The following is a 26,778-nucleotide window of genomic DNA, read 5'->3' on the forward strand; positions in this document are numbered from 1 at the left end:
GGGCCCCCGTCAATTCCTTTGAGTTTCAGCCTTGCGGCCGTACTCCCCAGGCCGCGGTACTTAATGTGGTAAACTGCGGCACAGAGGGCATCTAAACCCCCCTACACTAGTACCCATCGTTTACGGCTAGGACTACCAGGGTATCTAATCCTGTTTGCTCCCCTAGCTTTCGCGCCTCAGCGTCAGTTACAGGCCAGAAAGTCGCCTTCGCCACTGGTGTTCCTCCCAATATCTACGCATTTCACCGCTACACTGGGAATTCCACTTTCCTCTCCTGCACTCAAGTCAACCAGTTTCAAGTGCACGTCCAAGGTTGAGCCTTGGATTTTCACACCTGACTTGATTGGCCGCCTACACGCCCTTTACGCCCAGTAATTCCGGACAACGCTCGCTCCCTACGTATTACCGCGGCTGCTGGCACGTAGTTAGCCGGAGCTTCCTCCAGGGGTACCGTCAGAACTTCTTCCCCCTTGACAGAACTTTACGACCCTAAGGCCTTCATCGTTCACACGGCGTTGCTGCGTCAGGCTTTCGCCCATTGCGCAAGATTCCCCACTGCTGCCTCCCGTAGGAGTCTGGACCGTGTCTCAGTTCCAGTGTGGCTGATCGTCCTCTCAGACCAGCTACCCATCGTTGCCTTGGTGAGCCGTTACCTCACCAACTAGCTAATGGGACGCGGGCTCATCCGGAAGCGAAAAAACATTTCTTCACAGAGTCATGCGACTCCGCGAAGGTATCCGGTATTAGCAGCCCTTTCGGGCTGTTATCCCAGTCTTCCGGGCAGATTGCCCACGTGTTACTCACCCGTGCGCCACTAGGTCGGTCGGGTAGCAAGCTACCCTAGGACCCCGTTCGACTTGCATGTGTTAAGCACGCCGCCAGCGTTCGTCCTGAGCCAGGATCAAACTCTCCAAAAAGTATATCAGAACCGCTAAGCAGTCTGGTCTTCATTAGAGAAGATTTGAATGGCTCCAATTTGTTTTGAAGCATTGTTGTTCGTCCGGTTCAGGGTTACCCCTGCCTTGACAAAACGTAAAGTGTTACATCGTAATCGATGTTACTTCGCATGGCATTTCCTGTTTAGTTTTCAAAGAGCAAAACTCTCTTTACATCCTTGCCGCTCTCGCGACCGGAACTCTATCTTATCATATTCAAGGCCTTGAATCAAGAACCTTTTTTTGGAAGATGTCGTTCCGTGCTGGAAGCTGACAAGTATGTATCCCGTTGCGACAGGAAGTTAATTATACCATACTGACAACGCCCTTACAAGCATCATTTTCTGGTAATTTTCCCGGTTACTTGTGCAAATAACCTTGTCGCTTGCCGTTGCGGCACGAATCTTATATTACCATGGTTCGCGAAAGTTGTCAACCGGTTAAAGCATAATTTCGCAGGGGTTTTCGGCACTTGCTGCCAACCGCTTTAAAGCCTCACAAAACTGCGGCCAGCTTTCCGGGTACCCGTTGGTTCCGCGGGTTTGTATGCGACGATTACCCGCCTGTAAATCCAATGACCAGGTAGCTCCGTCCAGCATACAACAATGCATATAGTGTTCCTCCCACGCAAAGACACCGCTTTGTTCCGCTTCCTTAATAAAGGTATCGATTTCTGCAGCAGATATAGTTTTGGTCTTTTCCTGAACCACTTCACCGTTAGTGGACTTAACCCAGTATAGGGTGTCCCCTCGCACATCCAGCTGCCAGGACGGGCCAAAATAAGAATGCAGGGTAACCAATAACCTAAACTGCGGCACAGTCATCACTCCTCATCCCAAGAATCACTGCTAAGAGTCCCGTCTTCCTCTGTGATCTCTTCTATGCTTTTTCCCGAAACCACAGATTTCCGTTCCTTTTCAAGTATATCTTCCTCCGCAGCAAACTCATCCTTCTTTTTTATAAGCAACCAGGAATCTTCCCCGTATTGCTTGCTCTTGGTTTTAATCAGTGCCCACTGTCCTTTTAGCTTTTCACCATAAAGGGTAAATTCCAGCTTACCATCCGCCAGCCACGACCGGTGCAAATCTGCAGCGGGATCGGCTCCTGCCGGTTCGTAGTACCCGCTATCCCAGATAATTACCTTCCCTGCTCCGTAATCGTCACCGGTAATCACACCTTCAAAATCTTTGTAGCTGAACTCATGATCCACAACCCGGATAGCCAGCCGTTTATTAGCCGGGTTCAAACTGGGTCCTTTGGGGATAGCCCAGGAGACCAATACGCCGTCCATCTCCAGGCGAAAATCCCAGTGCATATGGGTGGCATCATGCTGCTGCACCACAAAGGATAATTTCTTTTTACTCATTCAACTTCCTCCGCCACCGTCTTATTACCCTTAAGGGATAAAATAGCCTTTTTTATAGGAATCCCGTTGGGACAACTGCACTTGCCGCAGTCTGCGCATTTATCTATCCCATTGGCCCTAGCCTGCGCCTGGCGGTCTGTTTCGTCCCGGGGATCCAGGTGAAGTTGGGCCAGCTTTACAAACACATAGGGATCCACAGAGGAGTTATCGCCTTCTGTATGTTGTGAGCAGGACGATACGCAGCAAAGGCATTCCAGACACTTCATTAAGTTTTTATGCAGCGAGTCCTCCTGCAGTTCACCCAACGGTTCAACGGCCCCGCCCTGTGGATACAAGGCCAGATCCTGCAGCTTTTTCATATAGCCGGAGCGATCCACCACCAGGCTGCGCAAAAGAGGCAGCCCTGTAAGCGGAGAGATTTCCGAGACTGAATCCAGCTTTACCTTGCAGGCCAGCCGGGGCTTGCCGTCAACCATCACGCCGCACAGTCCGCAGTGATTGTAGCGGCAGCCGTAGCGAAAGGCCAGTGACCCATCCAGCTCTTCATAGATATATTGCAGTGCCTGCAGTACGGTGGCCCCGGGCGAGTTGGGAACCTGATACTCCGTCTGTACCAGATCCTTTCTTTCGGGCACATATTGGTTTATTCTGATAGTCTTCATTGTTTATGTCCGCACCTTTCTTGGCAGTGCCTGATTTGACCGGAATCATCCTGCCAGAGGACAATATTTTGCTCCCAGTTGCTGCCGCCGTGTTGGGGAAAGTCGGAGCGCAGATGTGCACCACGTGATTCTTCCCGCTCCAAAGCGGAGATTAAAACCAGCTTGGCGGTCTGTAGCATAAAATCCAGTTCAACGGCATCACGCAGGTCACCGTTATAGACTTGCTCTTTGCTTACAGAGAGATCATGCGCTTCTGCCTGGAGTGCATCCACCCCGGCAAGGGCGATTAACAGGCCGTCACGGTCTCGGACCAATCCGGCATGGTGCCACATCAATTGCTGCAGCCTACGGCTTAAATGGGCCGGGCGGTGGCTGCCCTGAAGCCCGATTAACGGGGAAGGAACGCTGTCTGCAGAGAAAGAGGGTTGTACATGATCTTTGGCAAACTTAGCTGCCGCCCGGCCGGCGCGCAGGCCAAAGACCATAATTTCTGCCAACGCCGCCGATCCCAGTCGGTTTGCACCATGAACGCCTCCCATCACTTCACCCGCCGCATATAATCCGGGCACAGCGGTGGCGCCATCTGCATCGGCCTGAATTCCGCCCATAAAAAAGTGAGCGGTGGGCAGCACTTCCCAGGGCTTCTCCCAGTCGTAAGCTTTCTTCCCGTATGCAGGCAGCACGTTATCAGTTATACCGGAAGAACGGATGCGATGGCGAATTTCAGCTCCATTATCCAGCTTCATGTTCGGCGTTAAATCCAGCGTCAACCCACCATGCTCGGCGGTTTGTCCATTACCGATGGGCCTGGCCATGGCCCGTACCACCTCAGCACGGCTCATACTGTTAATAGCGCCGTCGAGCACCGTGTTTCCTTCACCATCTATAATCCGGCCTGCCGGGCCCGCCACCACCGGTTCTCCGCAGAGCAGGCCCCGGTAAGCATCGGGGTGGGTAATACCAAAGGGGATGGCCTGTACCTGTTCCATATCCTGCAACCGGGCGCCATGGCGAAGCGCCAGGGCGTAGCCGTCTCCGCAGGAGCCACGGTTATTGCTGGTCTGGGGATAGAAAAGCCAACTGCCTCCCCCGGTGGCCAATACCACAGCTCCCGCCTGCAGTGTATGCTCCAGACCCGTTGAAAGCTCCAGTATCCTCACGCCACAAACCATGTTTTCCCGGCGGCAAAGATCCAGCACAAAAGCATCTTCAATCAGGTCAATGGGAAATTTCTGCAAAGCGGTGCGCAGGATTTGCCCCATGCCCACTCCGCTTCCCGAACTATTGAGCGTCCGGGAACGGGTGTGGCCGCCTGCACGGTTTATTGCCTTACCTTCCAAATATCCCTCTTCATTGCGGACAAAGGTGTGGCCCAATTCCTCCAAAAAACCCAGTGCGTCCCGGGTTCCGTCCACCAGTGTCTCCACCAGTTGAGGATTACACAAACCATCACCCGATTTCAGCAAATCCTCTACAAATGCCTGCCGGTCATCTCCGGGCAGCCCGGCACAGGATGTGATACCCACCGCCATCCTGGTGTTGCCGTAACCGACGGGCTCTTTGCAAACTAAAGCTGTCTTGGCACCTGCCTGGGCGGCGGCTATGGCGGCCATTACTCCTGCACCGCCACCGCCGGCAATGATTACGTCATAGCGATTCTTCATTATTTCACCCGCATTCTATGTACTGGTTGTCTTAACCTTTATCTTATTACGATTGCAACAGAGGGTCAAACCATGAGCTTTTGAATATATGAGGATAAAGTTGAAATAAGGGCGTTTATGTTTTATTATAAAGATATGTCAGAATATTCAGGCGGTGGCTTTATGAAGCATATCGACACCCATATTCATATGTATCCGGAAAAACTGATGAATGCCATATATGGCTACTTTCAGCGTCTGGGCTGGGAGTTCCCCTTTAGCGGCAATGTAGAAGAAACGCTGCTACATCTGCAGGAAAATGAGGTGGAAAAAGCTTTTTTGCTGCTGTATGCCCATAAACCGGGCATGGCTTTGGAGATTAATCGTTGGGCGTATGAACTGTGCCGGAAAAACCCACATATTTATCCCTTTGGCTGCTTCTTTCCCGACGATGAAAATCCGGAAGCTAATGTGAGAAAGTGCCTGAGGGACTGGGGCTTTAGCGGCATGAAGCTGCACTTTAACGTTCAGCCCGCCGAGCCCGATGATCCCCGCTATTTCCCCGTTTACCGGCAAGCCCTGGAGTACGGCCGCGGTGTTATTATGCATATCGGCTCTTTTCCCGACCAAAGCGGTAACCAGCCGGGGACATATCATTTGCAAAAAGTATTGAAGCGCTTCCCCGGGCTAAAGGTTATCGTGGCCCATATGGGCTGCTACCGGACAGAAGATTTCTGGCGCCTTATGGACCGCAATCCCGGTGTATATCTGGATACTTCTTTTATTTTGGGCAACCCGCAGTTTCCAGACGGGCATACTCTGGTTGCCGACTCCCTGGCGCGCTTCCCGCACCGGATTCTCTACGGGAGTGACTTCCCTCTGATCCGCCACCGGCTCTCAGACGGCCTGGACTATATAACCCGTCTGCCCTGGGATGAAAAAACAAAGAATAATCTGCTGCGGGAAAATGCCCTCAGATTTTTGACGCAATCGGATATTGCCGCCTGCAAGCACCTATAGTATAATAGACCCGTTATTTTACTTAAAGGGGTCATATTTTGGAGACAAATAAAATTCGTGCCGTGGTGGCTGTTTTGGCCACAACTTTTTTTTGGGGTCTTTCGTTTTCCAGTACCAAGGTGCTCTTAACCAGCCTTACCGCTATCCAAATTGCTTTTTTTCGTTTAATACTGGCATCCGCCGTGCTGGGCCTGGTATTTTTAATGTCCCGCTCCGGCAGGGTTTCCCGCAGTGATTTGCCCCGCATGCTTGCCGGAGGAGTTTTTGGTATCTTTTTATACTTTATCCTGGAGAATAACGGCCTGCGCTTTACCACAGCAGGCACCGGGTCGCTGATTATTGCCACCATTCCTGTTTTGAATGTTTTGGCCGGCGTTTTCTTTTTCCGCGAGAAAAACTCCTGGGCTGGATGGGTGGGCGTCACCCTATCTTTTCTTGGTGCCTGGCTTTTGATTCGCTCCGGCAGTGGCGGCGCATTATCGCTGGCGGATTTGCGGGGCAATTTACTGGTCTTTGGCGCCGCCTGCTCCTGGGTGGTTTTTACCCGCATCAATGAACCGCTGATGCAAAAGTATAACAGCCTCACCATCAATCTGTATCAGTCGGTGGCGGGAATGGCGCTCTTAGGGCTGTTTATTGCTCCTGCCGGTGTAAATACCGCCCAGTTCACAGGGAGCGTCCTTTTTAACCTGGCCTATCTTGGGATCTTCTGCTCGGCGGTGGCCTACTTTTTGTACCTGTATGCCCTGAAAACACTGGGGTCTTCTGCCATCACCTGCTTTCTCAACCTGGTGCCGGTATTTGGGGTACTGGGCGGAGCCGTTATTTTAAAAGAGGCGCTGGGAACGGGACAAATCCTGGGAGGACTGGTGGTCATAACCGGAGTCACCCTGGTCACCATGGCCGGAAAACCTGCGGATAAGCCGAAAACCATTCAGGCCACAACCGAAGTGTAGAAGAAAAACACATCCATTGGCGGATGTGTTTTTTTATTTGCCGGTCATCTTCGGCCAGGATTTTTAATAATCTGTAACAAATCGCCTGAAGGAGGTTTTTTATGGATTATTCCAAGCGTTTAAAACAGGGATTCATGTTCGGCCTGGGTTTTTGGACCGCCGGCCTTGTCATCGGCCTGCCGCCGGTGTTGGTAATTTACTTTGTGGCCCGGGCTGTTTTATTACATATGCTTTAGCATTACGGCTCCGCAGGCAGCTGCGGCGAAGGAGGCAGGGGGGCAGTCTGGCCGGAGGGGAATTGCAGGTTAATCACCGTATCCGGCACTTCTCCGATATAGTTTGCGTCCACAATGGGCACGGTGGTGGAGACCTTTGTCACCTGGGAGACAAAGGGGATAATGATTTCCACCTCCGCATGAATATCCAGATAAATTTTGTGGCGCACCTGATTTATACCCGCTTCTTCAAACTGGTCTATAATTTCTGTGTTTACAAAACCAATGGGAATGAGGGTAATGGGGATGCGCGGGCCTACGTTTGCCAACAGATAACTGCCCAACGCCTGGCCCAGCGGTATGTATATTTTTTCTCCTTTGAGGCTGGTGAGAGTTTCCTGTACCCGCATGGTGGTTTCGGACATCAGACGGTTTACTTCCATATTGTTGGTCTGGGCCATCACAATGCGGCCTTCCCGGTCCTTCTCCAACAGAATCAGGTCCTGATAAAGTATATTCCGGGCCACTTTTTCAGATACTGCGCTGTTGATGGCTTCAGTGGCAATAATATCCGCCCGGGCGCTGGCTACAGATAAAATGGTGGGGCGCAGATTCCTGTCAAAGTACAGGAACATGCGAATTATGCCGAAAATAAAAACGGCAATAAGAAAAAAAATAAATGCTTCTCTGCTGACATAAACTTTTCGGCTAAGCACGCGAATCCCTCCCGTACATTGTATGCAAAAGAGGAAAAAAGGTGACAGTTAGAAAAATTTGCTACTTTATGATAGTATAGGAGGAGAGGCGAGAGGAGTGAGCGCGTTGCACCATAAGCCATTTTATCTGGTTGCCATTCCTGAAGGTGACATTATGGCGGACTTATCCCGCCTGCAAAAATTTATCTCCAGACGCTTTGGCATGTATTCGGCTCCCTACCCCGATCTTCATCTGACCGTGGGAGTTATTGAACCGCAGAAAAATATCGCCAAGTGCTACCCCATCCTGGACGAAGTTATTAAGAGGTCCCAACCGTTTTCCGTCCACATTGGTGGTGAGCGTTGTTTTGGCGAACCATATTCCTCGGTGGGCGTTGCCGTTACCTCGCCCATGCTGGCACGGCTGGCAGGAGAATTGGAGGGTGCCCTGACAAAAGCCGGATACGCTCCCCGGACTTTCTCCGAATGGGATTTCCATATCAGCCTGGTCACTCCCCTGTTTGCCCGCAGGCACTGGAGTCAGGAAGAATATCTGGAAGCTTGCCGTATTATCGCTGAGCATTCCCCCGCCGGGTGGTGCCGCCTAAACCACCTGGAACTCTGGGATCCGGATTTTCCCCCGCTGAAGGTAATTGAGAGATTTAGCTTTGCCAAAGACAGCTCCACTTAATTAAACAAAAAACCCGCCATGTGCGGGTTTTTCTTAGCTTTTTACCTTGGAGTCGCTCATCTTTTCACTGACCATTTTGTTCAGGATGTGATTGATGCCGGCCACCTGCTGTACTTCCAGTACAAAAGCAATGCCTTTTCCCGGTTGATCCAGTTTTGCTTTTTTAATAATGCCCTGCAACACATCGGAGGTTTGCTCCCGGTTAATTAAAGTCAGAACTATTTCTTTTTCCGGCTCAATGGAAATACCAAAAAGCTTAGCCTGTTCATGAATGCCTGTGCCGCGGCCAAAGAGAATGGTACCACCTTCAGCCCCCGCTTCTTTGGAAGCATCCACCACCAATTCGGCATTATCTTTGTTGACGATGGAGACAATCAGGTCATAAAGAATTGCGTTTTCCACGGGCTCCCCCCCTACATTACTTGGTGTACTGAGCACACACAGATGGCAAATTCCCGCCACCTGCTTAACATTTAGCACAAAGGATACGCCTTTTCCCGGCTTGTCCATACAGCCGGCCGCCACCACCGCATCCAACACTTGCTGCATATCTTTTTTCTGAATAACTGTAAAGATAATTTCTTTTTCCGGTTCCATGGAAATGCCCAGAAAACGATGCAGGCGTTTGGAGGCGGTGCCGCGCCCCATTATGGTGGTTCCTCCTTCAGCGCCTGCTTCTTTGGAGGCTTTAACCACTTTCCTGGCCATCCCTTTGTTGACGATGGTCATCAGGAGCGCGCAATCCATCTGCGGGCCTAGGCTCATTTTCTCTCTCCTTTCTGCCATACAGCAGTCCTAACACCAGTACCGATAAAATAGGGGCCAAAGCCACCAGGGATATCATGCCGAACCCTTCCAAGAGAGGGTCCCGACCCTCCAGGGTGGTGGCCACACCCAAAGCCACCGCGGAAATAAAGGTTACCGTCATGGGGCCGGTGGCTACACCCCCGGAATCAAAGGCAATGGCGGTAAAGGTGCGGGTGGAAAACCTGGTCATTATCAGCACCGTGGCATAACCAATAATAATAAAAGGCCACAAAGACAAGCCAAGCAGGATACGGGTCATGGAGACGGCGATGGAAGCGGCCACCCCCAACGACAAAGTGTAGAGCATAAGGGTCTGCGGTATATAGCCGCCGGAGGCCTTTTCCACTTCGTAGTTGAGCACCCGGACCGCCGGTTCGGCAAAGGTGGCCACAAAGCCCAGGACAAAGCCAATGGGAATCAGTATCCAGTTATATGACAGCGAAGCCAGAGCTGTCCCCATTTTCTGGCCCACCGGCAGAAAGCCCACGTATACGCCCTGCAAAAAAAGGGACAGGCCGGCAAAGGCCAAGACCAGGCCGATACCAATTTGTTTTAGTTTATACACAGGCATCTTTAAATAAGTAAGCTGAAAGAAAATAAACAGGACTAAGAGCGGCAAAAGCGCCGCCGCCACTTCCAGCAGAATGTGACTGAACCCGGCAAAAACCTTAATCTCGCTCATCCGTAAAACACTCCCAACAAGAGCACCGCCAGGATTGGGCCAATGGAAGCCAGCGCTACCAGGCCAAAGCCGTCGGATGAAGCGCTTTTGCCGCGCAAAACCGAAGCTACCCCTACTCCCAGGGCCAGAATAAAGGGCACCGTCATGGGTCCGGTGGTAACCCCGCCGGCATCAAAGGAGATGGGCACAAAATGTGCCGGAGTAAATGCGGCCAGGGCAAAAACCACCAGATATCCGCCCACTAGCAGATACTGCAGGGGGATGCCCAAAAAAGTTCGCAGCATGGCCAGGCCCACAAAAATGGCAACCCCCAGGGCCACAGTATAGATCAGCATATTTTTGGATACGGCGCCGGCGGAAACCAGGTCCACCTGTGTGGCCAGCACCCGGACATCCGGCTCGGCCACGGTAACCACAAAACCTAAAAGCAAGCCAAAAAAGACCACCAGCCAGACCTTCCCTGTTGCCGGCAAAGCGGCACCGATATGTTCCCCCACCGGGAGCATACCCATCTGCACGCCTAACAGAAATAAGATGAGTCCGGCCGTTACCATAATGACGCCCACCATGAACTGAATAAACTCCGCCAGAGGGAGCCAGATTAAAGTAAATTGTAAAATGATTACCACCACGGTAATGGGAAGCACCGCAAAGAGAACTTCTTTAACCGTTTCGTTAACAGTCTGCATGGGCACCTCCTGTACTCTTGGTTTCCCTGTATATAATTGTCCCCAAGAGCTAATAATTCCTGCCGGAAAAGCGGAAATGAAGCATCCTGAGACCGTGTCATCATAATTTGTTAAGACTTTTTTCTTTAAATATCGGGCTGCCGCTACTCACGGATTATTTAAGTTTTTTTAACAGCTCTTCTTCTCAGATAAACTCTATGGTATTATTCCTTATAATATGGTACTGTCGCCGAGCTTCCAGGAAACAAACCAGCGTATTTGGCTAAATAGGCGCCCTGAGTTCATTCTTATTCATTCTGCCAAGCCATTTGACGTTTTGCAAAGCAGCTCTCTGCCTGGCAAACAAATTGCTCGGTTACCGAATTTTGTAGTATATGGTATAATCATTTAGAAGTTTCTCTTGAAAGGAGAACCCTATGTCAAACGACCAAAGAAAAAATGGTAAAAACAAAATAAAAAAACAGCGCATCCTGCGCCTCTTACTTATTCTGGTTGCAATATTCATTGTGCTGGCAGTGGCCACCGGCTTTACCACCTATACCATAGTAGCCGCCTATATGGAGGACATCCCGGAATTTGATCCGGAACAGATTCTGCCTTCACAAACCTCTTTTATTTATGACAAAGACGGCAATGAAGTTACGCCGCTTTTGGGGGCGGAAAACCGCATCGCCGTCTCTCTGGATGAAATTTCTGAAGATCTGATTAACGCCTTTATTGCCATTGAAGACGAGCGGTTTTACGATCATCCCGGCTTTGATGTGCGGGGTATTACCCGCGCAGCGTACCACAACTTCTTTGGCGGCACCGGCACCATCCAGGGTGGCAGTACCATTACCCAGCAGTTAGTAAAAAACGCCTTTTTAACCACAGATCGCGAAATGAAGCGTAAGGTTCAGGAACTATACATCGCCTATCAAATGGAGCGCAGCTACACCAAAGAAGAAATTCTGGAATTCTATTTAAATCGTATTTTCTTTGATTTTAACGCCTACGGTGTGGAAGCTGCGGCGCAAACCTATTTTGGCAAGAGCGCTTCAGATGTAACCCTGGCGGAAGCCGCCATTTTAGCCGGCATCCCCAATTTGCCCGGCAGGTACTCCCCATACCGTAACCTGGAAGAATCTCAAAAAAGGCAGTCTCTGGTTTTAAACCGCATGGTTGACCTGGAGATGATCACTGCAGCGGAAGCACAGGAAGCGCGGGAGGAAGAACTGGAGCTTGTGGGTCCGCCCAAACGCAGCTATTCGTATCAGTGGTTCATCGACTCTGTGGTTCCGCCACCGGATCGCCGGGGAGCAAAGGATAATGTCCTGGCAATCCTGGCCTCTCTTCCCCAATATGACGGACTCTCCAGATCAGAACTCTATGATATCATTTATCGCGGCGGCCTGAGAATCTACACCACCTTAGACCCTGAAGCACAAAAGTTTGCAGAAGAGACAATTAACAATCCCGATCTCTATACCAAACGAGATATCCGTGAAGAAGGCAAGCCGGTGCAGAACCAGGCTGCCATGGTTATCGCCGACCCCAAAACCGGTTATGTATCAGCCATTGTTGGCGGCCGGGAATATGATGTCAGCACCAACCAGATAAACCGGGCCATCGAAGGAAGGTTACAGGCCGGCTCCACCATTAAACCCATTGTGGCCTTTGCCCCGGCCTTTAATGAAGGCGTTATCAGCCCCGGGACCGTTGTAGACGATGCTCCCAAATCCTGGCCCGGCTCTACCCGGGATTATCAGCCAAACAATTTTGACCGCCGCTATCAGGGACTGATGACTGTGCGCACAGCACTGCTCCGTTCCCGCAATATCCCTGCCGTAAGCGTACTGCACGAACTGGGCTTGAGCACAGGCAAAGATTACGCTCAAAGAATGGGGATTGAATCTTTGTCCGACGAAGGGTTGTCTGTTGCACTGGGTTCGGTAACAACAGGTACAAACCCCTATGAAATGGCACAGGCCTTTGCCGTGCTGGCCAATGAAGGTGTGCGCACCGACCTTACCACCGTTACCAGAATTGAGGACAGCAGAGGTAACGTGCTATATGAATACACACCAACCCATGAAGAAATCCTTTCCCCGCAGGCCGCCTGGCTCACCACCGATGTCCTGGTGGATGCGGTAAGGCACGGTACCGCCGCAGGCTTTCGCATCGGCCGCACCGTGGCGGCAAAAACCGGCACCAGTGACAATAAACAAAACGTCTGGCTGGCGGCATATACTCCCGACTATGTAGCAGTCTTCTGGCAGGGACGGGATCGCTGGGACGACAGGTATGAAGACGGCGGCTTAAGCTCAGGGGCCGATACAAATCCGTTCATGATTCCGATTATGAGACATATTCACGAGGATTTGCCCGACAGAGGTTTTGAGCGCCCCGACGGGCTGCGCAGGGTTTCCGTCTCCAACAAAAGCGGCCTGCTGCCCAGTGATTATTGTCCTAAAGATACCATTGTCAGTGACTGGTTCCTGCCGAAAAACGTCCCCACTAAAGTGTGTGACCTCCACGTGGAGCTGGAAATCTGCAGCGAAACCGGACTGTTGGCCAGCGACTACTGCCCGGCCGAACACAGGAAAACAAAAGTCTTCTTTGACCGGCCTGAATTTGAAAGCATTCAGGGACGTCCCAAGCCTGCCGATGCCGACGACGGCAAAAAACCGCCCAAAGAGGTCTGTGACCAACACACTTACAGGCCCGGCGATGTAAGTAACCTCAGAGGCAGCGGCAGTGATGACGGCAAGGTATCACTGTCCTGGGATGAGGCCAAAGATGCTTCCGGTTATCTCATTTTCCGGGAAAGGGGCAGCAACGGGGAATTGGAGCAGATTACTTCTAAACCAATAAAAGGCACCTCATATACCGATAAAAAACTTTCCCCCGGTGCCTACACTTACCAGGTTGTTGCCGTAAGCTCTGAAGGGGTAACCTCTTCTCCCGCCTCAGTCAGTGTCTTGGTAGATGAGCCGAAGCCCGAACCGGAGCCTGACCCGGAACCCGACGACGATGACAACGATGATGATAATGATGACAATGACAACGACAATAATGGTAATGAGAATCGAGGCAGAGGCAATAACAACAACTAACGGTTAGTTAAAGCCCCCGGTCAGTGTAACTGAAACTGATCCGGGGGCTTTTGTGTTTCTTATTTTATTTCAATTACCGTGGCACCGGTGCCGCCCTCTGCAGGCTGGCCCATCCGCATGGAGGCCACATGGGGGTGGCCCTTTAAATAATCCTGTAATCCGGCACGGAGTCGGCCCGTACCCTTACCGTGAATCAGCCGTACTTCCTTCAATCCGGCCAGAGCAGCTTCATCCAGATAAGTTTCCACTTTCATGGCCGCCTCATCTAAGGTGTGGCCACGCAAATCCAACTCGGGCGGCACATCCCGCCGGCTAACCATGGTTGTGGGCCGGGGGGATTCCTTTTTCGTTGGCTTCACATAGGACAGGTCGGCGGGCTCCACGGTAATCCGCATCATACCCACCTGCACCTGGATTTGGCTTTGCCCCGCCTTAACCACCGTGCCACGCTGCCCCAGGCTGTTGACATATACTTCACTGCCTTCTGTCAGCTCCTCGGCGGAAAGCGGTTTAGAGGTGGACTGGGAAACCTGCAGTTCTGTAAAATCAGTGTCCAGTTTACGAAGCTTTTCCGCTGCGTTTTCCACCTCCTCCTGGAGAGGAGAAGCGGCTGCAGCCATTTTGCGCAGCTGTTTTAAGAGCTGCTGGGCTTCCCTTTTGGCGGAAATCACCGTTTCCTGGGCATCACGTCTGGCTTTTTCCAGTATTTCGCTTTTGCGCCGGGCCAGGTCCTCTTTTTCCTGTTGGATTTGCAAAAGCAGTGCTTTTGATTGCTGCCTTTCATCTTCCACCTGGCGGGATACCACTTCAATGCGCTGGCGGTCGGCCACCAAATCGGCCACCACCTCCTCCAGACGGGTCTCCTCCTGGGAGAGAAACTCTTTGCCGCGACGGATAATGTCCTGATCCAAACCCAACCTTTGGGCAATGGCAAAGGCGTTGCTGACACCGGGAACGCCCACCAGAAGCTGATAGGTGGGGCGCAGTGTGGCCACATCAAACTCCACCGATGCGTTTTCCATGCCTTGGGTAACATAGGCAAAAGTCTTTAACTGACTGTAGTGGGTGGTGCCTACGGTAACCGCTCCGAAGTTATGCAGGTACTCCAGAATGGCCATGGCCAGGCCCGCTCCTTCGGTGGGATCGGTGCCGGCACCCACTTCGTCCAACAATACCAGGGAACCGGGGACCAGTTGCCCCAGGATGTCGATGATGTTTTTTAAGTGTCCGGAAAAAGTGGACAAGGACTGGGTGATATCCTGCTCATCACCGATATCGGCGAAGATGCGGGGAAACACGGCAAGTTCGCTGCCTTCCTCAGCCGGGACATGCAGCCCGCTTTGCGCCATAATGGAGAAAAGGCCCACAGTCTTTAAGGTAACTGTTTTTCCTCCCGTATTGGGCCCGGTAATAACCAGTGTGCGTAAATTCTCCCCCATTTCCAGGGAAATGGGTACCACGTCACCGGTCAACAGTGGATGCCGCCCCGAGAGGATATGCAGATAACCCCGGTCGTTTAATTTGGGCTCGCTGGCTTTTTGCGCCAGGCTCAGCCGTGCTTTGGCTATGATAAAATCCAGTTCCGCATAAAGGGTCAGGGACGTTACCAGCGTTTCCTTTTCACCGCCGGCCCATTGCGACAGCCTGACCAGGATTCTTTCCCTTTCCTTTTCCTCTTCCCGCCGCAGCACAGTAAGCCGGTTATTGGCCTCCACCGCCCAGAGCGGTTCGATAAACAGCGTGGCACCGCTGGCAGACTGGTCATGGACCACTCCGGGGACCTGAGACCTGTACTCCTGCCTAATAGGCACCACCAGCCGGTCTCCCCGTACCGTAACCAGGTTTTCCTGCAAAGCTTTATGATTGCCGGGGTTGCGGACAAAACGGTCAAAGCGCTCCCGCAAGTCCTGCTCTCCCCCATTGATACTGCGTCGCAGGCGCAACAGTTCGGCACTGGCCTGATCACGCAGGCGGCCTTCTTCATCCAGGGTATTTTTCAGCTCCTCACGCAGGTTAGGCAGAGCATCCATCTGCCGGGTGAGGCCGGTCAATACCGGATAGCCCTCTTTTTCCTTAAAGAAGCCTTTTAGCTTTGTCACCGCCTGCAGCAGGCGCCATACACCAAAAAGCTGTTCTTCCCCTAACATGCTGCCGCGGGCTGCCACATCCAGAATGCGGCGCAAATCCGGCACCCTCTCCAACCCAATCTGGTTGCGTTTAATTAAGGACACCGCTTCAGTGGTTTCAGCCTGCCAGCGCCGGGCCAGCTCCAGCTGGGATGTGGGGGTTAAATCCTCGGCCAGCTCCCTGCCCATGGGGGTAACTGTATAATCCATCAGAGCCTGTCGGATTGCGGCAAACTCCAATAAGCGAATCTCTCTCTCCATTTACTATCACTTCCTCGATACATAAGGGTTCCCGCTTACATAAAAGCGCAGCGGCAAATCCTCTGCCACTGAAATACCTATCCGGGTGGTGGTAATGATTTCCCCGGGTTCTTCTCCGTCATCGGCCAGAAACAAGGGCCCGGCGGTCAAATCCGCCTCGTTTAACGTTTTATCTATGGCCATGGCCTGGCACAATTTTCCCGGGCCGGAGGTCAATTGCCTTTTTACTTGTGTTTTCCGCCTTTGGGCCATTAATTCCAGGCCATAGACGGGCTCCAGTGCCCGGACCAGCACCGCTTCTCCCTCTCCCGGAGGCGCGGCGACCACATTAAAACAGTAATGAATCCCGTAAATTAAATAAACATAGGCGTACCCCGCCTCACCAAACATAGCCTGGTTGCGGGCTGTCATTCCCCGGCAGGCATGACATGCCGGATCATTATGAAACAGATAGGCTTCAGTCTCCACAATCCGGCCGGCAGTAATTCCTTGTGCAGATTTATGAACCAAAAGTTTGCCCAGCATCCGTCGGGCCACTTCTTCAGTAGGTTTACGGTAAAACGTTTTCGATAGGGGTTGTTGGAAAAATTGATCCATAGTACTCACCTTTACTTATAAACTGTATTATCTACGGCACACTAACAACAACGGCAGCAAAGATTTGAGGTGATAGATATGACAGTTCAGATGTGGGAACAAAAAGATCTGCAGGAAAACATTGAAAACCTGCACGGGGCCATTAAAGAGCAGCAGCAACTGGCCGAACAGGCGCTGCAGCAGACCCTGCAGAAAGCAGCAGCTCTGCAGGCCCAGCTGCAAAAAATCAAGGCCATGCACGCCCAGGTACTGGCCATGCAGGAGGTGTTGGAGGAGCAGGGCCCGCGCAACAATCCTCAATTCCTGCTGGAAATGGTCAAACAGCTGGCCAACAGCGTACAGGAGCAGCAGGAAGACTCGCAAAAGCAGGTAACGCAGGCTCTGCAGCTGGCAGTCTCCGCCCTGTCCGAATCACAAGGGGCGCTTTCAGAGAACCGCTGCTTCTCGCAAATGGCCCAGATGGTTAAAGAATGTGAAATTATGATGCAGCAAAACCATACTCATCAAAACCACATCCATTAAAACCGGCAATTACTGCCGGTTTAATTTTTTTCGTTGCAATAAAGGGAGTAGGTCTGAGGCAGAGCGGGTATTTACCACATTTTCCGCAGTAAGCCAGCCCCGGCGGGCGGTGGCAATACCCAGACCTACGTTGGCCAACTCCAACTGGCTGTGGGCATCGGTATTAATGGCAATCTTCACCCCTGTCTCTTTTGCCCTGCGGGCATAATCACCGTTGATATCCAGGCGGTCCGGAGAAGAGTTTATTTCCAGCACTGTGCCGGTGCCGGCAGCAGTACGGATTAACTCCTCCACATCCACATCATAGGGGTCCCGCTTGCCCAGCAGCCGTCCGGTGGCATGGCCGATAATCTGAACATACTTATTTTGCATGGCACGGCAAATTCGCTGCGTTAATTTCTGCCGGCTCTGCCTGAAACCGCTGTGCACCGAAGCCACCACCACATCCAGGCCGGAGAGGACCTCATCCGGAGCATCCACACTGCCGTCATCAAGGATATCGGCTTCAATCCCGGCCAAGATGCGGATATTCGGATATTTTTCCTGCAGGGAGGCGATAAACTTTTTCTGTTCCGCCAGCCGCTCCAAAGAAAGGCCGCGGGCAATTTTCAGGGTGCGGGAATGGTCTGTAACGGCAAGATATTCATAACCCAACTCCGCAGCCGCTTTAACCATTTTTTCCACATCCGCCGTACCGTCGCTCCAGTCGGTATGGACATGCAAATCACCGCGATACTGATCTGCAGTTATCAGGGCGGGAAGGGCTCCTTTGGCAGCTGCCGTCAGTTCACCGGCATCTTCCCGCAATTCCGGCGGCACGTACGACATTTCTGCCAGTTCATATATCTCCTCTTCCTCCATGAAGCTGTGCGGCATGGTTTTTGCTTCCTGGCTAAGCAGGTCATGGCCGGTAACCTTTTCTATGGCGGCGGCCACCTTCTGCACGTGATTTTTGCTGCCGGTGGTTACCCAATGTGTCAGGCAGAAATCATCCCGGTGGACAAGATACAGAGCCACTGGGATCCCGTAGCTGTGTATTGCCCGGCAAAAGTTGCCGTCCCAGCTTAGTTGATGCAGAAAGTCACTTTGCTTAAAAGATTCTCTGGCGGCGGCCAAATCATCTGCCCCCACCACCACAGCTACCTCTGACACCATTTCCCGGCTGCGGCGCACATCTCCGGTAACTTCCACCCGGCCCACGCCGGAGAGCTCCTTTAGCTGTGGGATAAGCTCCGACACTAAGGTCAGAGCCGATGCCAGCATAATTTGCCGATTCTGTTCAAGGGGTGGTAGTTTTCCCGTTTCCAGCCTCTCCAACAAGGGCAGCTTACCGGTCCTGACTATCTCCTTAATCTTGGCAGCCAGGCCACTACCCACTCCCTCCAGGGATTGCAGCCGGTTTTTACGGATTAACTGTTCAATTTCTTCCGGTGCTGATATTACTGCGCGGGCGGCCCGTTTATAAGCACGGACCCGATAACGGTTTTCGCCCCGCAGGGCAAGGATACGTGCAGCCCGGTCCAGCATCTCTGCCACATCACGATTGTGCATAACATTCACTCCAGCTGTGAGGTTTCTTCTATCTTACAGATTAACGGCTTTGCAAAAATTAAAGCAGTATTATATTTTACTAGAGAATAAAAAAGTAACCGTGTTTTCACACGGCTGTTAGCTTTACTTAAATTCAGAAAGTCACACTAATTTGATTCCCTAACAAGAAACGAACCATCTGGTCGTAGACCACAGGTAAAATGTCTAATAAAACAGAGGCCACCAGGGACTGCTGCATGGTCTGCTGCCAAAACGGGGTGCTGATGAGCTGCCCTGCCGCCACAATAATCAAGATAAGCAATAAGCCTTTGAGCATCCCCATAAGCATGCCGCCGGCGCCGTTGATGGTTCCCAACACCGGCAGACAAAAAATACTGTGCAGCAAACCGCCCACCACCCGAAAAACCAGGCGCACCGCAAAAAACAGGATAAAAAACCCCAGTAAACGAAGCAAAATCTCCCCCACCGCAAATCCCAAGGGAGAGGTTTCGCTAAACCAGGCAGGAAACCACTCGGCCAGTGGGATAAAGTTGTTTAGCCACAGAACAAATTCTCTGCCAAAAAACAAAGCCACCGCATAGGCGGCAATTACTGCAGCCACATCAAAGAGCTGACGGATCAATCCCCGGCGCCAGCCCATTGAAATGGAAAAAATAAAAAGCAATATAAGAAGTACATCAAGCCAGTTCATCGGCGGTTTCTATGCTCCTGTCGGTTCTTTTGTTCCATACGGGCCTTCATCTCCTGCAGTTCCTTACGGGCCCGAAATAGCTCATCGGCCAGATTAAGCGAAGTCAGCACCGCCACCTTGTTAATACCAAGACGGGTATTGGCCTGGCCGATTTCCTTCATTTTTTCATCTACATAATGCGCTATGCTCAACATATGTTCAGGCGTATTGGGTCCGCGCATCACATATTCTTCTCCGTAAATTTTTACATTTACGCGTGCTTTGTTGTCATCATGGGTCATGGCGGTCTACCTCCCCAGAAATTGCTATTTGGTAAAGAATTCGCCTCCATATGACAAATTTCCTGCCCGCTCTCCTTCTTTCTTAACGGCGCAGGCTGGCACCAAACCGGGAAGCCAACGCTTCTTCTATTTTCTGATGTTCTCGGGACACCACATCATCGCTTAGTGTCCGCGCCGCATCACGGTAGGTGACGGCAAAGGCCAGGCTGCGGCTGCCTTCAGGGATTTGCGGGCCGCGATACAAGTCAAAGAGGGTAATATCCTCCACAATTGACCCGCCGGCATCACGCATCAGGTCAATTACTTCCGCTGCGCTCACCGAATCGGGCACCACCACCGCTATATCCCGCAGAACCGCCGGATACCGGGGCAAACTGGTATATTGGGTAATGAGGCTGGCCTTATCCAGCAATTTTGCCAAGTCCAGCTCGGCCAGGTAAACCGGTTTTTCCAGGTCGTACTCATCCGCCACTTCCGGATGCACCCGGCCAATCCAGCCCAACTCCTCATTGTCCAGATACAAGAGAGCGGTCTGTCCGGGCTGACACCAGGGAAGCTCTGCTTCTGTAACCTGTACCCCATCAATTCCCAAAACCGACAGCACCGTCTCCACAACCCCTTTTACATCAAAGAAATCCACGGATACCGGTTTGTGACGCCAGTGTTCTTTGGGAAATTCTCCGGTCATGGCAATTCCCAGAATGGTCTTTTCTTCAGGCAACTCAACAAGAGGCAGTTCCTTGGGCAGGTACACCGCTCCCAGTTCAAAAACCTTGATGTTCTGTTCATTTCGGTTACTGTTATAGGACAAGGTATCCAGCAGGCCGCCGGTAAGCAGCGTACGCATCACGCTTTGCTCTTCAGACAGAGGATTGGCAATGGTCACCGCTTTTCTCAGCTGACTTTCGGCGGGAATCCGCAGTTTATCAGACATCTGCGGACTGACAAAGGAGTAATTGATTACTTCCGCCAGGCCGCAGGAAATCAGCGTTTCCCTCACTTTTTTTATGGCCCGTTGTTTTTCTGTCCTTCTGCCCTGGGTCATAGTCCCGGAAGGCAGAGTGGTACCGATTTTGTCATAACCGTGAATGCGGGCAACTTCTTCAATTAAGTCCACTTCTTCCTGCAAATCGGCCCTACGGGTGGGCGCCGTTACATGAAGCTGAGTACCTTCCTCCACTTTAAAGCCCTGACGCTGAAAAATGGTGGACATCTCCAGCTGGGAAATTTCCAGACCAATCAACTGCCGCGCCCGGTCGGGGCGCAGCCTGATTTTCTTGGGATATTGCGGCGCAACATATTCGTCCACCACATCTCCGTTCACCCGTCCTGCATTTAAAAGGTCAATAAGGCGGGCGGCACGACGGATAGCCTGGCCGCAGCCATTAACATCCACCCCTTTTTCAAAACGCTGCTGTGCTTCCGAATACATGCCCAGACTGCGACCGGTGCGGCGGATAGATACCGGGTTAAAATGGGCGGATTCCAACAGCACTGTATCGGTTGCCGCCGTCACTTCCGTGGCCAGGCCACCCATTACCCCGGCCAGCGCCACCGGTTCTTTGGCATCGGCAATAACCAGCATCTCAGAAGTCAGTTCACGCTCCTGATCATCCAAAGTTACCATGACCTCGCCCTCCCGGGCTTTGCGCACCACAATACTGTGTTCCGCCAGTGTATGGTAGTCAAAGGCATGCAGGGGCTGCCCCCATTCCCACATAACATAGTTTGTGATATCCACAATGTTACTGATGGGCCGCACTCCGGCCTGCAGCAGGCGGACCTGCATCCACACCGGCGCCATATCTACCCGGATATCGGAGAGCACCAGCCCGGCGTAGCGGGCACAGAGGTTTTCATCTTCTATGGAAATTTTGGGCACCGGCTGTGTGGCCTTTTCCACCGGCAGTGACGTATCGGGCATCTGCACCGCTTTTCCGGTGAGCGCCGCCACTTCGTGGGCCACACCCAATAAGCCCAGACAGTCGGCCCGGTTTGGCGTCAGTCCCAGCACCAATACCGGATCGTTTAAGTACAGCGCCTCTTCCAATGACACGCCCACAGGCGTTTCGCCGTCCAACACCAAAATACCGTGGACACCGGGATTTAGCTCCAGGCCCAACTCCTCTGCGGAGCAAAGCATCCCGTTGGACTCAATGCCCCGCAGTTTGGTGCGCCGGATTTTCAAATCACCGGGCAGCCTGGCGCCGGGTTTGGCCAGAGGCACTTTGTCCCCCGGAGAGAAATTATTAATGCCCGCCACCACGGTGCTTTCTTCAGTTCCGTCATGAACCTGCACCACAAACAGCTTATCTGCTTCCGGATGTTTATCCAGAGATTTTACTTCCGCCACCACCACATTGGTGAAAGCCGGTTTCAGCGTGGTTATTTCCTCCACTTCAATCCCGGCGTTAGTTAACATCTCTGCCAACTCCTGGGCAGAGTGTTCCAAGTCGATAAAATCTTTTAACCATGTATAAGGTACCCGCACTGGTGCTACCTCCTTTACCGTTTCGCTCTTTATCTGAATTGCCGCAGCATACGTACATCATTATTAAAAAACAGGCGCAAATCGTCAACACCGTACTTCAGCATAGCTATCCTCTCCACACCCATACCAAAGGCATAACCGGTAAACTGTTCCGGATCGTACCCGGACATTTCCAGTACCCGGGGGTGCACCATGCCCGAACCGAGAATCTCAATCCAACCCGTATCTTTACAGATCCGGCAGCCGTCCCCTGAGCACAGGAAACAGGAAATATCCACTTCCGCACTGGGCTCAGTGAAGGGGAAAAAGCTGGGCCGCAGGCGAACCTGTTGGTGAGGCCCAAACATTTGCTGTGCAAAAAGCAGAAGCGTCCCTTTCAAATCGGACAGAGAAATATTACGGTCAATTACCAGCCCTTCCACCTGGTGAAACATGGGGGAGTGGGTGGCATCATCATCGCGGCGATAAACTTTCCCGGGAGCAATAATGCGTACCGGCACCTCAGGGGCCACCTTTTCCATGGTTCTGACCTGCACCGGCGAGGTGTGGGTGCGCAACAGAATATCAGGTCTTATGTAGAAAGAATCCTGCATCTCTCTGGCCGGATGTTCTTTGGGAATATTCAGCGCTTCAAAGTTATAATAATCGGTCTCAATTTCCGGGCCCTCGGCAATGGTAAAGCCCATACCAAGAAAAATCTCGGCAATTTCATCCATCACCCGGGTCAAGGGATGCATATGACCCAATTCCTGCGGCCGGCCCGGCAGGGTAACGTCCACCCTCTGGGCCGCCATATCCTTCTGGCGCTCAGCGCTGCGCAGCTCTTCTTCCCGGGCGGCAAACAGCTCGGTCAGTTCATCACGAATCTGGTTTGCCAAACCGCCCACCACCGGCCGCTCCTCCGGCGGCAGCTTGCCCATGCCACGCAAAACAGCGGTCATTTCACCTTTTTTGCCTAAAAAGCGGACCTGGATTTCCTTTAACTCTTTTTCTGTCGCGGCAGCGGCAATCTCCTGCCGGGCGTTTTCGGCTATAGCCTTTAGCTTGTCCTGCATATCGTCAACTCCTTTACCAAAAACATCGGATAATAAAACGCGCTGCATTCGGTTAAACTGGCGCTTTGGGTACTGGTTTTCTTAGCAGCGTTACAAACTGCATAGAGTTATAATTTCCAGTATAAAAAAATATCGTCCCTCAAAAGGGACGAAAGCATACTTCCGCGGTACCACCCAACTTTAGCAGATTCCTACTCACTCTGATTCTGTAACGGGATTACCCGTACCGACCTACTCAAAAACTTTTCAGCCGGCTGCTCGGGGAGGAACTTCCGACCAACCCTACACAGAACGCTCTCAGTCTCGACGTTCCTTCCTGTGGTGCGGTTATTGGCGTACTCGTCCCGTCATCGCCTTTAGCATATTTTTGATGTCATCATCTGCTTATAAAGCAGGTACGCCGCTACAGAACCCGTCCTTTCAAACAAAACCCAAAATAATTCTGCATTTGCCATTTTTATGACCACTCCTTGCTTCTGGAATGGAACTGTTTTAATTATAGCATAAGGATTTCCCTTACACAAGCTTCCGACGCTGCCGGGCTGCTTCAAAAAAGATAACAGACATGGCAATGGCGGCATTTAATGATTCCACCGCTCCTGCCATGGGAATGGAAACTCTGGATTTGGCCGCTTCGGCCATAGCCGGTGAAACACCGGACCCTTCGTTACCAATCACAACGGCCACAGGGGTATTCCAGTCATAACGGTCATAGGCTACTTCAGCCCGGGCAGCGGTGGTCACCAGCGAAACCCCGTGTCCGGCAAGGGCCGAGAGACAATCTTGATGATTTGTTTCCACCACAGAAAGGGCAAAGTACGCCCCCATGGCAGCACGCAGCGCTTTGGGGTTTGTGGCATCCACGGTGCCGGGCAGCAAAATTGCGCCGTCAGCACCGGCGGCGGCGGCGGAACGCAGCATGGTACCCAAATTCCCCGGATCCTGCACGCCGTCTGCTACCAACAACAGGGCAGGTTTTTTGACAAACAGATCTGTCAAATCACTTTTGGGGCGCGGCGCCACCGCCAGAATGCCCTGTGGTGAATCGGTAAAAGCGGTACGGTCGAAAAGCTTCTCTGCGATACTCAGGACGGGAACCTGAGATTCCAGCGCCTGCAGAAACGGGAACTCCTCCGGCGTCAGGCCCTCACGCAGATAAACAACTTCCGGTAGAACCCGGCGCTCTATGGCGTCCCGGATTAGCTTCTCCCCTTCCAGTGGCACCAGATTTTGCTGGATCCTGATTTTTCGTTTTTCCAGACTGCGATACAGTTTAACGTACCGGTTCTGTGTACTGGAAATTACAGTCACGGCCTCACCTGCTCAGATTCTGGATTTTTTCATTTTCTCCCACCACAATCAACAGGTCCCCCTCTTTAATGTGATCGTGAGCTGCGGGAGATACATTTATCTTTTTATCTGCACCACGAATGGCCAACACGTTTACACCGTATTTGGCCCGCAAATCCAGCTCTCTGAGAGATTTATCCACCATATCACCGGGAGCAATAATTTCCACGATGCTGTAGTCGGGAGAAAGCTCAATAAAATCGATAACATTGGTGGCCACCAGGTTGTTTGCCACCCGGATGCCCATATCCCGCTCAGGGTAAATAATCCTGTCGGCCCCGATTTTTTGCAATACCTTACCGTGCAGGGAGGTCCTGGCCTTGGCCACGATATATTTTACATCCATTTCTTTAATCACCAGTGTGGTAAGAATGCTGGCCTGGATGTCCTGACCGATGGAAACAATGACCACGTCAAAATTTGTGATACCCAATGAGCGCAGCGCCGTTTCACTGGTACTGTCGGCCACCACTCCATGGGTTACCCGGTCAATTATTGCTTCAATTTTTGATTCACTGGTATCAATTACTAATACGTCATGACCCATATCATAAAGCGTGGTGGCCACACTGGCCCCAAAACGGCCGATACCAATAACTGCAAACTGTTTCACTTTCATTTGTTTCACTCCCTACCCCAGCATTATTCTTTCCGATGTATAGCGAATGGGGGATTTTTTTTGCATTCTGCGGGCCAGTGCAAACATCAGGGTCAGGGGACCCAGACGGCCGGCAAACATGGTGATAATTATGATAATCCGGCCCAGCGGAGACAATTCACCGGTTATGCCTGTAGAAAGACCCACCGTACCAAAGGCGGACATGGCTTCAAAAAAGACCGGCAGCAATTCGCCTCCCTCGGTAATTAACAGAAGCAGGGTTACCAGAAACACCAACGTAATGGAAATTACGGCAATGGATAATGCGCGGCGCAAGATTTCCACCGGGATTTGCTTTTTGAAAATAACCGGATCATCGCTGCCGCGAATGGTGGAGATGACCGCCACCAAAAGTCCGCCGAAAGTGGTGGTTTTAATGCCGCCCCCGGTGGAGCCCGGCGATGCACCGATAAACATCAGGGCCAGCATGAAAAATAACGTGGGGTGCAGCAGCCCGCCGGTGGGAACCGAGTTAAAACCGGCTGTCCGGGTGGTGGCTGAAGTAAAGAAAGCATTTAACACTTTTCCCAAAAAGCCCAGCTGCCCTAGTGTCTCCGGATTGTTGTATTCCATCACAAAAATTATCACTGTTCCCAAAACCAATAAAACAGAGGAAATGATGAGAACCATTTTTGTATGCAAAGTCAGCCTTCGCAGGCGTCTTTTCTGATAAAACTCCATCACCACGGAAAAGCCCAAACCACCCAGGATAAACAAAGCGGCAATGGTCAACAGGATCACCGGGTCATTGGCAAATGGGGTCAGGCTTCTCCCCTCTCCGATTAAATCAAACCCGGCATTACTAAAGGCGGAGACGGCATGAAAAACAGAATAAAAAAGGCCTGTCCCCAAACCATATTCAGGAATAAAGCGGGTACTTAAGAGTAATGCTCCCACTGCTTCCACGGCAAAGGTCAGCAAAATAACAATCTGCACCAGACGCACCAAACCTTCCATGGTAATCTGGTTCATGGCTTCCTTTATTACTAATCGCTCCCGCAGGGTAATCTTCTTTCCCAGCAGGATAAACACCACCGTGGCGGCTGTCATAATCCCCAGGCCGCCGATTTGAATCAGAATCATAATCACGGTCTGGCCGAAAACTGTAAAATATGTACCGGTATCCACCACCACCAGGCCGGTTACACAAACAGCGCTGGTGGCTGTAAAGAGCGCATCCAGAAACGAGATCTGACCGCTGTGCGTGGCTATGGGCAAAGTAAGCAGGAGGGCACCGATGAATATTACGGCAGCAAAGCCCACCACCAAAATCTTGGCCGGCGATACTTTAGGTGCCTGAAAGGGGTTAAGTTGCACTGTGGCTACCTCCAAACAAGTTTAAAAGGGAAAGCCAGAAGCTTGCGCTTCTGACTTACATTCTAACCCTATTGGTTTTCTTTTGCAACTCCAATTAACTGACTGAAGCCTTCCGCATCGTTTACTGCCAAATCGGCCAGCATTTTACGGTTGATATCAATCCCTGCACGCTTCAAGCCATACATCATGCGGCTGTAGGACATACCGTTTACACGTGCTGCGGCGTTAATCCTGGAAATCCATAACTTCCGATAGTCACGCTTGCGCAGACGACGATCGCGATAAGCGTTGGCCAGCGATTTCATAACCGCCTGATTTGCAGTTTTAAACAACTTGCTTTTGGCGCCAAAATAACCTTTGGCCAGTTTAATAACTCTTTTATGGCGTGCGCGCGTGGCCACACCCCGTTTAACCCTAGGCAT

25 protein-coding genes, 1 rRNA gene and 1 other annotated feature are annotated in these 26,778 nt (G+C 51.8%); of the genes, 6 read left to right on the forward strand and 20 right to left on the reverse strand.

The window, feature by feature from the left end; all coding sequences use genetic code 11:
- The 5 genes from DEALDRAFT_RS13115 to DEALDRAFT_RS13135 form a co-directional block, all read right to left on the reverse strand.
- Positions 1–917, reverse strand: a 16S ribosomal RNA gene (locus DEALDRAFT_RS13115); the annotation flags it as partial.
- 458 nt (positions 918–1,375) lie between these two features.
- A complete protein-coding gene (locus tag DEALDRAFT_RS13120) occupies positions 1,376–1,759 on the reverse strand; it encodes a hypothetical protein (RefSeq protein ID WP_040379133.1) in 384 nt (127 codons plus the stop codon).
- Positions 1,759–2,301 (reverse strand): DNA polymerase ligase N-terminal domain-containing protein, encoded by a 543-nt coding sequence (locus DEALDRAFT_RS13125; RefSeq protein ID WP_008518300.1) that lies wholly within the window; start codon positions 2,299–2,301, stop codon positions 1,759–1,761. Before DEALDRAFT_RS13125 ends, DEALDRAFT_RS13120 begins: the two co-directional genes overlap by 1 nt.
- A complete protein-coding gene (locus DEALDRAFT_RS13130) occupies positions 2,298–2,963 on the reverse strand; it encodes a 2Fe-2S iron-sulfur cluster-binding protein (protein ID WP_008518302.1) in 666 nt (221 codons plus the stop codon). The genes DEALDRAFT_RS13125 and DEALDRAFT_RS13130 overlap by 4 nt, the downstream gene beginning before the upstream one ends.
- Positions 2,960–4,627 carry an FAD-binding protein gene (locus DEALDRAFT_RS13135; RefSeq protein WP_008518304.1) on the reverse strand — a complete coding sequence of 556 codons (1,668 nt, stop codon included), beginning with the start codon at positions 4,625–4,627 and terminating at the stop codon, positions 2,960–2,962. The genes DEALDRAFT_RS13130 and DEALDRAFT_RS13135 overlap by 4 nt, the downstream gene beginning before the upstream one ends.
- A 162-nt stretch (positions 4,628–4,789) precedes the next feature.
- On the opposite strand from DEALDRAFT_RS13135, the gene DEALDRAFT_RS13140 reads away from it, so the two are divergent.
- From DEALDRAFT_RS13140 to DEALDRAFT_RS17450, 3 genes are all read left to right on the forward strand, one after another.
- Positions 4,790–5,626 (forward strand): amidohydrolase family protein, encoded by an 837-nt coding sequence (locus DEALDRAFT_RS13140; RefSeq protein WP_008518305.1) that lies wholly within the window; start codon positions 4,790–4,792, stop codon positions 5,624–5,626.
- A gap of 38 nt (positions 5,627–5,664) precedes the next feature.
- Positions 5,665–6,582, forward strand: coding sequence for a DMT family transporter (locus DEALDRAFT_RS13145; RefSeq protein ID WP_008518308.1), 918 nt, complete (start codon positions 5,665–5,667; stop codon positions 6,580–6,582).
- Between the two features lie 101 nt (positions 6,583–6,683).
- On the forward strand, positions 6,684–6,818 hold the full coding sequence (locus DEALDRAFT_RS17450; protein ID WP_008518310.1) for a hypothetical protein: 135 nt from the start codon (positions 6,684–6,686) through the stop codon (positions 6,816–6,818).
- 2 nt (positions 6,819–6,820) lie between these two features.
- Here the strand turns inward: DEALDRAFT_RS17450 and yunB are convergent, their stop codons facing one another.
- The gene (yunB, locus tag DEALDRAFT_RS13150) at positions 6,821–7,513 is read right to left on the reverse strand and encodes a sporulation protein YunB (protein ID WP_008518312.1); all 693 of its coding nucleotides are present in this window, start codon (positions 7,511–7,513) and stop codon (positions 6,821–6,823) included.
- A gap of 106 nt (positions 7,514–7,619) precedes the next feature.
- On the opposite strand from yunB, the gene DEALDRAFT_RS13155 reads away from it, so the two are divergent.
- Positions 7,620–8,183 carry a 2'-5' RNA ligase family protein gene (locus DEALDRAFT_RS13155; RefSeq protein ID WP_008518313.1) on the forward strand — a complete coding sequence of 188 codons (564 nt, stop codon included), beginning with the start codon at positions 7,620–7,622 and terminating at the stop codon, positions 8,181–8,183.
- Positions 8,184–8,216: 33 nt separating this feature from the next.
- Here the strand turns inward: DEALDRAFT_RS13155 and DEALDRAFT_RS13160 are convergent, their stop codons facing one another.
- Genes DEALDRAFT_RS13160 through DEALDRAFT_RS13170 form a run of 3 tightly spaced genes read right to left on the reverse strand, consistent with a single transcriptional unit; the run spans position 8,217 to position 10,361 of the window.
- The gene (locus DEALDRAFT_RS13160; protein ID WP_040379136.1) at positions 8,217–8,948 is read right to left on the reverse strand and encodes a P-II family nitrogen regulator; all 732 of its coding nucleotides are present in this window, start codon (positions 8,946–8,948) and stop codon (positions 8,217–8,219) included.
- Positions 8,872–9,672, reverse strand: coding sequence for a DUF1538 domain-containing protein (locus DEALDRAFT_RS13165; RefSeq protein ID WP_008518317.1), 801 nt, complete (start codon positions 9,670–9,672; stop codon positions 8,872–8,874). The genes DEALDRAFT_RS13160 and DEALDRAFT_RS13165 overlap by 77 nt, the downstream gene beginning before the upstream one ends.
- The gene (locus DEALDRAFT_RS13170; protein ID WP_008518319.1) at positions 9,669–10,361 is read right to left on the reverse strand and encodes a DUF1538 domain-containing protein; all 693 of its coding nucleotides are present in this window, start codon (positions 10,359–10,361) and stop codon (positions 9,669–9,671) included. Before DEALDRAFT_RS13170 ends, DEALDRAFT_RS13165 begins: the two co-directional genes overlap by 4 nt.
- Before the next feature lie 416 nt (positions 10,362–10,777).
- On the opposite strand from DEALDRAFT_RS13170, the gene DEALDRAFT_RS13175 reads away from it, so the two are divergent.
- Complete coding sequence (locus DEALDRAFT_RS13175) at positions 10,778–13,456, forward strand: transglycosylase domain-containing protein (protein ID WP_008518321.1); 2,679 nt, start codon at positions 10,778–10,780, stop codon at positions 13,454–13,456.
- A 59-nt stretch (positions 13,457–13,515) separates the two neighbouring features.
- On the opposite strand, the gene DEALDRAFT_RS13180 is transcribed toward DEALDRAFT_RS13175, so the two are convergent.
- Together DEALDRAFT_RS13180 and DEALDRAFT_RS13185 are read right to left on the reverse strand one after the other, a co-directional pair.
- A complete protein-coding gene (locus tag DEALDRAFT_RS13180; protein WP_008518322.1) occupies positions 13,516–15,843 on the reverse strand; it encodes an endonuclease MutS2 in 2,328 nt (775 codons plus the stop codon).
- A 6-nt stretch (positions 15,844–15,849) separates the two neighbouring features.
- The gene (locus tag DEALDRAFT_RS13185; RefSeq protein ID WP_008518324.1) at positions 15,850–16,440 is read right to left on the reverse strand and encodes a DNA-3-methyladenine glycosylase; all 591 of its coding nucleotides are present in this window, start codon (positions 16,438–16,440) and stop codon (positions 15,850–15,852) included.
- Positions 16,441–16,518: 78 nt separating this feature from the next.
- On the opposite strand from DEALDRAFT_RS13185, the gene DEALDRAFT_RS13190 reads away from it, so the two are divergent.
- Positions 16,519–16,962: a hypothetical protein gene (locus tag DEALDRAFT_RS13190; RefSeq protein ID WP_008518326.1), complete on the forward strand. Its 444-nt coding sequence runs from the start codon at positions 16,519–16,521 to the stop codon at positions 16,960–16,962.
- A 9-nt stretch (positions 16,963–16,971) separates the two neighbouring features.
- On the opposite strand, the gene DEALDRAFT_RS13195 is transcribed toward DEALDRAFT_RS13190, so the two are convergent.
- From DEALDRAFT_RS13195 to rplT, 9 genes are all read right to left on the reverse strand, one after another.
- Positions 16,972–18,513: a PHP domain-containing protein gene (locus DEALDRAFT_RS13195; RefSeq protein WP_008518328.1), complete on the reverse strand. Its 1,542-nt coding sequence runs from the start codon at positions 18,511–18,513 to the stop codon at positions 16,972–16,974.
- 133 nt (positions 18,514–18,646) lie between these two features.
- Positions 18,647–19,204, reverse strand: a complete 558-nt coding sequence (locus DEALDRAFT_RS13200; RefSeq protein WP_008518330.1) for a CvpA family protein — start codon at positions 19,202–19,204, stop codon at positions 18,647–18,649.
- On the reverse strand, positions 19,201–19,485 hold the full coding sequence (locus DEALDRAFT_RS13205; RefSeq protein ID WP_008518332.1) for a cell division protein ZapA: 285 nt from the start codon (positions 19,483–19,485) through the stop codon (positions 19,201–19,203). The genes DEALDRAFT_RS13200 and DEALDRAFT_RS13205 overlap by 4 nt, the downstream gene beginning before the upstream one ends.
- Positions 19,486–19,567: 82 nt before the next feature.
- Positions 19,568–21,976, reverse strand: coding sequence for a phenylalanine--tRNA ligase subunit beta (pheT, locus tag DEALDRAFT_RS13210; protein WP_008518333.1), 2,409 nt, complete (start codon positions 21,974–21,976; stop codon positions 19,568–19,570).
- A 29-nt stretch (positions 21,977–22,005) separates the two neighbouring features.
- Positions 22,006–23,031 carry a phenylalanine--tRNA ligase subunit alpha gene (pheS, locus tag DEALDRAFT_RS13215; protein ID WP_008518335.1) on the reverse strand — a complete coding sequence of 342 codons (1,026 nt, stop codon included), beginning with the start codon at positions 23,029–23,031 and terminating at the stop codon, positions 22,006–22,008.
- 141 nt (positions 23,032–23,172) lie between these two features.
- Positions 23,173–23,391 (reverse strand) — a binding site (T-box leader).
- Positions 23,392–23,547: 156 nt separating this feature from the next.
- Entirely contained in the window at positions 23,548–24,342 is a 795-nt protein-coding gene (locus DEALDRAFT_RS13220) for a TrmH family RNA methyltransferase (RefSeq protein ID WP_008518338.1), read from the reverse strand.
- Between the two features lie 4 nt (positions 24,343–24,346).
- Positions 24,347–25,000: a potassium channel family protein gene (locus tag DEALDRAFT_RS13225; protein WP_008518340.1), complete on the reverse strand. Its 654-nt coding sequence runs from the start codon at positions 24,998–25,000 to the stop codon at positions 24,347–24,349.
- Between the two features lie 12 nt (positions 25,001–25,012).
- On the reverse strand, positions 25,013–26,356 hold the full coding sequence (locus DEALDRAFT_RS13230) for a TrkH family potassium uptake protein (protein ID WP_008518342.1): 1,344 nt from the start codon (positions 26,354–26,356) through the stop codon (positions 25,013–25,015).
- 68 nt (positions 26,357–26,424) lie between these two features.
- Entirely contained in the window at positions 26,425–26,778 is a 354-nt protein-coding gene (gene rplT, locus DEALDRAFT_RS13235) for a 50S ribosomal protein L20 (protein WP_008518344.1), read from the reverse strand.

The organism is Dethiobacter alkaliphilus AHT 1, from assembly GCF_000174415.1.
In the GTDB taxonomy this organism is placed as follows: Bacteria; Bacillota; Dethiobacteria; order Dethiobacterales; family Dethiobacteraceae; genus Dethiobacter; species Dethiobacter alkaliphilus.